The following is a 7148-nucleotide window of genomic DNA, read 5'->3' on the forward strand; positions in this document are numbered from 1 at the left end:
CTCTCTATATAACTGTTTAAATTAATTTTATTCAATAGAACCAGAGTATTTATTTTGAAAATAGAATTTCATGTTTTTTAAGTATATTGCGATGAAATGTTTCTGGTAACATAAACCAATCAAAAACTTGCACCAAAATTGGAATATTCGATTCTCGTAATGCTTCAACAAAGTGGCTAAATTCTTCTGTATCAATTGCTTGTAAGTTTACACCACGTATGACCAAATCTAAATCGCTGCTCTCGTGTGCATCACCATTAACCCGACTACCATACGCCCAAATTTCAAGTGAGGAAGAAAATGAAGCCTCAGCTAATGCAATAATAGCTAATCTGTCTTTTTCTCTAAGAAGCATCGTGTTTTTGTATTCCTTGCACTAAATGTTCAGCATCAATAATAAATTGAGGTAATATTTTAAGTGTCGTTGTTGCAAATGCTTTTCCATAGTCATGGCTGGTTGAGTTGCGCATATCACGGTATGTTAACCATCTTTCAGACTCTTCCATGCTAATAATATCGTGTTTGGCTGCATGTCGAAAAATATCTTTAAAATACAAGCGGTCTACTGCTCTTGGGCTATGAAAATATAATTTCAGGCATTTTTTGAGTAAATTTGCAGATTGTTCTAAAATAATCTCAAATTCTTTAATACAAGCTGAACGATATAAATCATATTCAAGCTCTTGTTCATTTGTTGTGTTTAAACGTTCTAAACCCTTTTGCAATGTGAGAATACAACGTTCAATAAATGCAGTTTCTATATTGTGCATTATTATAAGCCCATAATTTAGTGATTATTTTCTAACATAACTCTAAGCCAGAAAGAGACACCATCAACCACTTTTCACCTTCTTTTTCAAAATTCACTAAAATCCGTGCAAAATCACCACTTCCCTCAACCTCAGTCACAATACCTGAACCAAAACTAGGATGTTTCACCCGATTCCCCATTTCAAAATGCTGACTTTCAACCTGATTAAACGTCGATTTCATCCGTATTTCTTGGGTCAATTCGGCAGGAATTTCATGAATAAAACGTGAAGGCCGAGTAAAATCACGTAAACCGCGCGTCATTCGAGTTTCACTATGACACAAATACAATTCCTGTTTTGCCCGTGTTATGCCGACGTAGCATAAACGCCGTTCTTCATCAAGATTGTCTTCCTTAATCGCATTTTCATGTGGAAACAAGCCTTCTTCCAAACCACATAAAAATACTTGTTCGAATTCCAAACCTTTGGCTAAATGCAAGGTCATCATTTGCACGCAATCTTCATAATCACTGGCTTGCATATCACCTGATTCCAATGTTGCTTGGGCTAAAAACGCGGATAAGGGATCATTACCATCTTTGGCCGATGCTTCAAACTCTTTGGCGGCGGTGACTAATTCTTCTAAATTTTCAATACGGCGTTGGGCTTCTTCTTTCGCGGCTTTTTTGTAGCCTTCGATTAAGCCACTGTGTTCATTAATATGTAAAACTTGTTCATTTAATTTAAATTCTTGAATTGTGTGTTCTAAATCTAAAATTAACTCTAAAAATACAGTTAATGACTTGGTCGCACGATTATTGAGTTGATCTTGTTTAATCAATTCATGTGCCGCTTCCCACAAGGAAATACCTTGCTGACGGGCAAATCCACGCATCATTTCCACCGTTTTATCGCCAATGCCTCGTTTGGGTGTGTTGATAATTCGTTCAAATGCACTGTCATCATTTTTGTGTAAAATCAAACGTAAATAAGCAAGAACATCTTTAATTTCAGAACGCTCATAAAATCGTAAGCCGCCATAAATTCGATAGGGTATGCCTTTCTTAATCATTGTCCCTTCAAATACTCGGGACTGTGCTGAAGTACGATATAAAATAGCGGTTTCTTTTAAATGACCTTGAGATTGTTGAATCTGAGTCGCAACAAAATCAGCTTCATCGACTTCGTTATAAGCAGTATAAATATAAATCGGTTCGCCTGCTTTGCCATCTGTCCATAAATTCTTGCCCAAACGTGCAGGATTATTATCAATCAATGCGTTAGCTGCAGCCAATACCATGCCTGTTGAACGATAATTTTGCTCTAAACGAATGGTTTGCGTATTTGCATAATTATCCGCAAATTTTTGAATATGTTCAATTTTCGCACCACGCCAACCGTAAATGGATTGGTCATCGTCACCGACTGCAAATAACAATGATTTCACACCTGCGAGCAATTGTAACCATGCGTATTGAATCGTATTAGTATCTTGAAATTCGTCAACTAAAATGTGTTGAAACCGTTGTTGATACTGAAATAATAAGTTTTCATTGTCTCGGAATAGTTCATAACTACGCAGCAATAGTTCTGCAAAATCCACCACGCCCATCCGCTGGCAATCGGCTTCATAAGCGACATAAACTTGAATCATTTGTTTCAGCCACATTTCATACTCCTCGGCAATAATATCTTTCGCACGCAAACCTTGTTCTTTTCGATGATTGATAAAGTGCCGAATTTCTTTAGGAATCCAAACCTTTTCATCAAGATTCATACTACGTACCAGCCGTTTTATCACTCGCAATTGGTCATCACTATCAAGGATTTGAAAACTTTGCGGCAAATTGGCTTCTTGATAGTGGGTGCGTAATAAACGATGGGCTGTGCCGTGGAATGTACCGACCCAAAGACCTTGCATTGAGCCTTTGATTAGGCTTTGAATCCGTTGCTGCATTTCTCGGGCGGCTTTATTGGTAAACGTCACTGCTAAAATATTATGCGGACGGCTTTGATTGGTCGCGATTAAAAAGGCAATTCGATGCACCAAAACTCGAGTTTTACCTGTGCCCGCCCCTGCAATCACCAATATTGGTTTTAATTCCGCCGCCACGGCTTCCCGCTGTGGTTTATTCAATGGGGTTAAAATATCTGAAATGAGGTCGTCCATTTTTCTACTTATGCACAGGTGAAAGGCTTGATAATATTGGATTTTGTTGGATTTTGATACTAAGTAAAACAGTATACTAAAAATAGATTATAAAGTCTTGATAAAGTATATCTTTCATACAAACACCCTAAAATATACAACCAAGAAATGAAATAGCTTGTTTAGATTAAAAAAACAAATTTACGCTTGCAAAACAAGTTAAATAATATTAATGTTTTAAATTCTTAAGTTGGAAAATAGATTATAAAAATGAAAGTAGAAGAAAAAGATATTGCATCAATCATTGAAGGCAGAAGGCAGTACATTATTCCTTTATTTCAACGTGCTTATGTTTGGAAAAAAGAACATTGCGAAGCTCTGTGGAGTGATATTAGAGAAGCGTATGATAACAATGAATCTCATTTTTTTGGAGCTTTTGTTGTTACACCAATTGAAGCAGATGACGGTGTTAAAAAATTCCTTTTAATTGATGGACAGCAACGGTTGACAACAATTCTCCTTCTATTGTCCGTCATTCGTAATTTGGCAAAGAGCAATGAGAATGTTCATAAACTAGTAGAAGAAATTGAGTTGTATTATTTGTTTAATGGTTCTCAAGATAGTATAGAATCTACTTATAAAGTTTTACCTTCTCAACTGAATAAAAATCGTGCTAGTTTCCAAAGTATAATGCACAATAACTTGGATAATACAGCCAAAAATCAAATTACAGAGGCATTTTTCTTTTTCGACAAAATATTAAAAAAAGAGAACCAGCTAGATTTACGACTTTTGAAGCGTGTTATTATAAATAAGCTAAAACTTGTTTATATTGAATTATCAACCGATGATGATCCTTATAGAATTTTTGAGAGTTTAAACGCAACAGGCGCATCTTTAACTGATGCAGATTTAGTCCGAAATTACTTTTTTATGCGGTTAAGCTTATCTGAGCAAAATACTGCCTACAATGAGTATTGGAATCCAATTCAAACAAACTTAGGTACTGGTATTGGTGATTTCTTTCGCCATTTTCTTATGAAAGACAGTGTTGTAGTCAAGCTTAAAGATGTCTACCGCACGCTTAAAGGAAATGTTGATAGTCTTAAAACGTCCGATGAAGTGTTAAATTATTTAAAACAACTTTCTCAATTTTCTACTTACTACGTTAAATTTCTGAATCCTAAAAAAGAAAAAAATAGTGCCATCTATGACAGACTCTTTCGTATTGAACGACTTAGTGTGACTGTAACTTATCCTTTTTTATTAAATGTTTATTATGCTTATGATGAAAAGCGAATTACTCTGGATGAGTTTTTAGAAATTGTTGATATTCTTGAGAATTTCCTTGTAAGACGTTTGATTTGCGATATACCTACACACGGTCTTAATCGTATATTTCCCCACCTTTATGACAAAGCCAAACGCCACCCAAATTTAGTTCAAGGAATAAAAACAGAACTATTGCCTCGACAATATCCAAATGATGCAGAATTCGCTAAGAACTTTATGACTATCAATATTTACAAAAAGGGAGCTGAATCTATTCGCCGCACCAAATTTATTTTGAGTTGTTTGGAATATTTTGAAAATAAGGAACCTGTGAGTTTAGATAATTCAAATATTTCTATCGAGCATATTATGCCGCAAACATTATCCAGCAAATGGAAAGATTATCTAGGAAATAATACTTCAAAGATTCATCAAAAATGGTGTGATACTTTAGGAAATTTAACACTGACAGCTTCTAATGGCGAATTAGGTCAGAAGCCATTCCAAGCTAAAAAGAAAATATTGGAAGCTAGTAATCTCCAGTTAAATCGCTATTTTATCCATATTGCCTTTTGGCAAGAAGAAGATATTCAGCGGAGAGCTGAGATTTTAAAAGATACGGCTTTAAGAATATGGCCTTATTTTGGTGATGAACAAAGTTCAGTGATCTCAGATGTAACAGGTATGAAACCCCAAGATTTAACAATCCAAGGTAAAAAATATACTCCTTCATCATGGCGAGATGTAATGGAATTAACACTTGAGGCTATTATTGATATTGTAGATGTTCAAACCTTCGAGCAAGTTATTGTAGATTTCCCTAACTATGTTGACTGGGAAAACAACAGATTTCGTAGTTCAAGGCAATTATCCAATAATGCCTATATCGAGACTAATTTATCTGCTAATGATATTTATGATTTTTGTCGGAAAGTGATAGATATTACGGGATTGTTGGAAAATCAAGATTGGATTATTGAAGTACATTAACCTCACAGTCAAATTTAACCTAGTGGGTAAAGTACGCTGAGTACCATACCCACTAAAATGGCGAAATTAGATATATAAACAAATATCTGCATCACCCGCAAATTCAAAAAATACTGCCGCACCTGCGTACTCAACATCACTCACGAAGTCTTTAGTATCAAACTCAAATAAATCGACTGTCATTTGGCAGGCAATCATTTTTACTTCAGCTTCAACACATAATTCACGCAATTCTTCAAGACTCGCCACACCTTTTGATTTCATTTTCTTTTTCATCATGGTAGTCATGAAACTCTGCATCCCAGGTAATGCTTGCATCATAACAGGAACTGGCATAGGCATAGGCATTGCAGGGTTGCCCAAAGAACTTACCTTTAAATTCAAATCTCTACGTAATAATTGTAAACCATAAAACGTAAAGAAAATTTGCACTTCATAACCTAATGCAGCAGCAGTAGACGCTAAAATAAAAGGCGGATAAGCCCAATCTAACGTGCCTTTAGTAGCGATAATTGCAAGTTTTTTTGGTTCCATCGGGAGCTCCTCCAGAGTGGACTGAGGTTAAGACTTTTTGATTAAGAACGTGTATTTACCACCTTCTTCACCAGAAGCAAGTAATTCATTACCTGTTTGTTTAGCAAAAGCTTCAAAATCTTTCACTGAACCAGGATCAGTCGCAATAATGCGTAAAATTTGACCCGCATCCAACTGACCCAAAGCTTTCTTAGCACGCAAAATAGGTAATGGGCAGTTTAAGCCTGAAGCATCTAATTCTTGATCAAAATCAGCCATGACATTCTCCTTTCATGAATCTACAATAGTGGTTTAGATATGAAAATTGGCTACTAAATATAACTTTAGAAAACCATTTTATTCTTATATACTAATTTAACAAATTACGCAAGTGTATGATGCAACGCACAAAAACACTGCTTTCTCTAAAACAATAAACTAAAACGTTGAACAATTATGGATTTTTTACCTATTTTTCTCAATATTCGAGATAAAAATTGTTTAGTTGTTGGTGGTGGTACGACTGCAACTCGACGCGCTGAATTACTATTACAGGCACAAGCAAAAGTACATGTAGTTGCCCCTGACTTAAGTGAAAACTTGCAAACTTGGCTTGAACAACAAAAGCTTAGCTATCGCCAAGGTCAGTTTGAATTAAAGGATTTACAGCAAAGATGTCTTATCATTGCAGCCACAAATAACAAAGAAGTGAATGCCGAAATTTCCAAACAGGCACATGCTTATAATATCCCTGTTAATGTGGTTGACCAACCTGAATTATGTAGTTTTATTGTACCATCAATTATTGATCGTCATCCTGTACAAATTGCAGTCTCTACGGGTGGCGCGTCTCCTGTGCTCGCACGGATGCTACGCGCAAAATTAGAAAGTGTGATTCCTTCTGCTTATGGGCGATTGGCTGAATTTATGGCTCAATTTAGGGATAAAGTGAAGAAAAGCTTATCTTTCGAACAACGCCGTGGTTTTTGGGAAAATGTGCTACAAGGCTCTATTGCAGAAATGCTGTTATCTGGCCATACGCAAGCAGCTCAAGAAGAGCTTGAACGCTTGTTAAAGGATAAAGATGCAACTCAGAAATTTGGTGAAGTGTATCTTGTTGGCGGTGGACCTGGAGACCCGGATTTATTAACCTTCCGTGCTTTGCGTTTGATGCAGCAAGCCGATGTGGTGTTATATGATCGTTTGATTTCCTCCGCAGTATTAAATTTAGTTCGACGTGACGCAGAACGGATTTATGTGGGCAAACAAACCAGTAATCATGCTGTACCACAAGAAGAAATTAATCAATTATTAGCTGATTTGGCGAAACAAGGTAAACGGGTATTACGTTTAAAAGGCGGCGACCCTTTTATCTTTGGGCGTGGCGGTGAAGAAATTGAGACACTGATGGCGGAAGGTGTACCGTTTCAAGTTGTACCAGGGATTACCGCAGCATTAGGCATGTCTTCCTA

General features: G+C 36.3%; 7 protein-coding genes. 2 read left to right on the forward strand and 5 right to left on the reverse strand.

Going from position 1 to position 7148, the window contains the following annotated elements; genetic code table 11:
- Window positions 1-49: 49 nt before the first annotated feature.
- The 3 genes from ABXH34_RS16570 to uvrD are packed head-to-tail and all read right to left on the reverse strand — an operon-like array spanning window position 50 to window position 2922.
- Window positions 50-355 (reverse strand): nucleotidyltransferase domain-containing protein, encoded by a 306-nt coding sequence (locus ABXH34_RS16570; RefSeq protein WP_353572995.1) that lies wholly within the window; start codon window positions 353-355, stop codon window positions 50-52.
- A complete protein-coding gene (locus tag ABXH34_RS16575) occupies window positions 345-770 on the reverse strand; it encodes an HI0074 family nucleotidyltransferase substrate-binding subunit (RefSeq protein WP_353572996.1) in 426 nt (141 codons plus the stop codon). Before ABXH34_RS16575 ends, ABXH34_RS16570 begins: the two co-directional genes overlap by 11 nt.
- 31 nt (window positions 771-801) lie before the next feature.
- Window positions 802-2922, reverse strand: coding sequence for a DNA helicase II (uvrD, locus tag ABXH34_RS16580; protein WP_353572997.1), 2121 nt, complete (start codon window positions 2920-2922; stop codon window positions 802-804).
- A gap of 249 nt (window positions 2923-3171) precedes the next feature.
- Between uvrD and ABXH34_RS16585 the strand changes: the two genes are divergently transcribed.
- A complete protein-coding gene (locus ABXH34_RS16585; protein ID WP_353572998.1) occupies window positions 3172-5163 on the forward strand; it encodes a DUF262 domain-containing protein in 1992 nt (663 codons plus the stop codon).
- Window positions 5164-5229: 66 nt separating this feature from the next.
- Here ABXH34_RS16585 and dsrE2 read toward each other — a convergent pair whose 3' ends face one another.
- Together dsrE2 and ABXH34_RS16595 are read right to left on the reverse strand one after the other, a co-directional pair.
- Window positions 5230-5697 (reverse strand): sulfur carrier protein DsrE2, encoded by a 468-nt coding sequence (dsrE2, locus tag ABXH34_RS16590; RefSeq protein WP_353572999.1) that lies wholly within the window; start codon window positions 5695-5697, stop codon window positions 5230-5232.
- A gap of 27 nt (window positions 5698-5724) precedes the next feature.
- A complete protein-coding gene (locus ABXH34_RS16595) occupies window positions 5725-5955 on the reverse strand; it encodes a sulfurtransferase TusA family protein (protein ID WP_353573000.1) in 231 nt (76 codons plus the stop codon).
- 177 nt (window positions 5956-6132) lie between these two features.
- Between ABXH34_RS16595 and cysG the strand changes: the two genes are divergently transcribed.
- The coding region (cysG, locus tag ABXH34_RS16600; protein WP_353573001.1) for a siroheme synthase CysG at window positions 6133-7148 on the forward strand (1016 nt) is incomplete at its 3' end.

The organism is Candidatus Albibeggiatoa sp. nov. BB20, from assembly GCA_016744725.1.
Taxonomy (GTDB): domain Bacteria; phylum Pseudomonadota; class Gammaproteobacteria; order Beggiatoales; family Beggiatoaceae; genus Albibeggiatoa.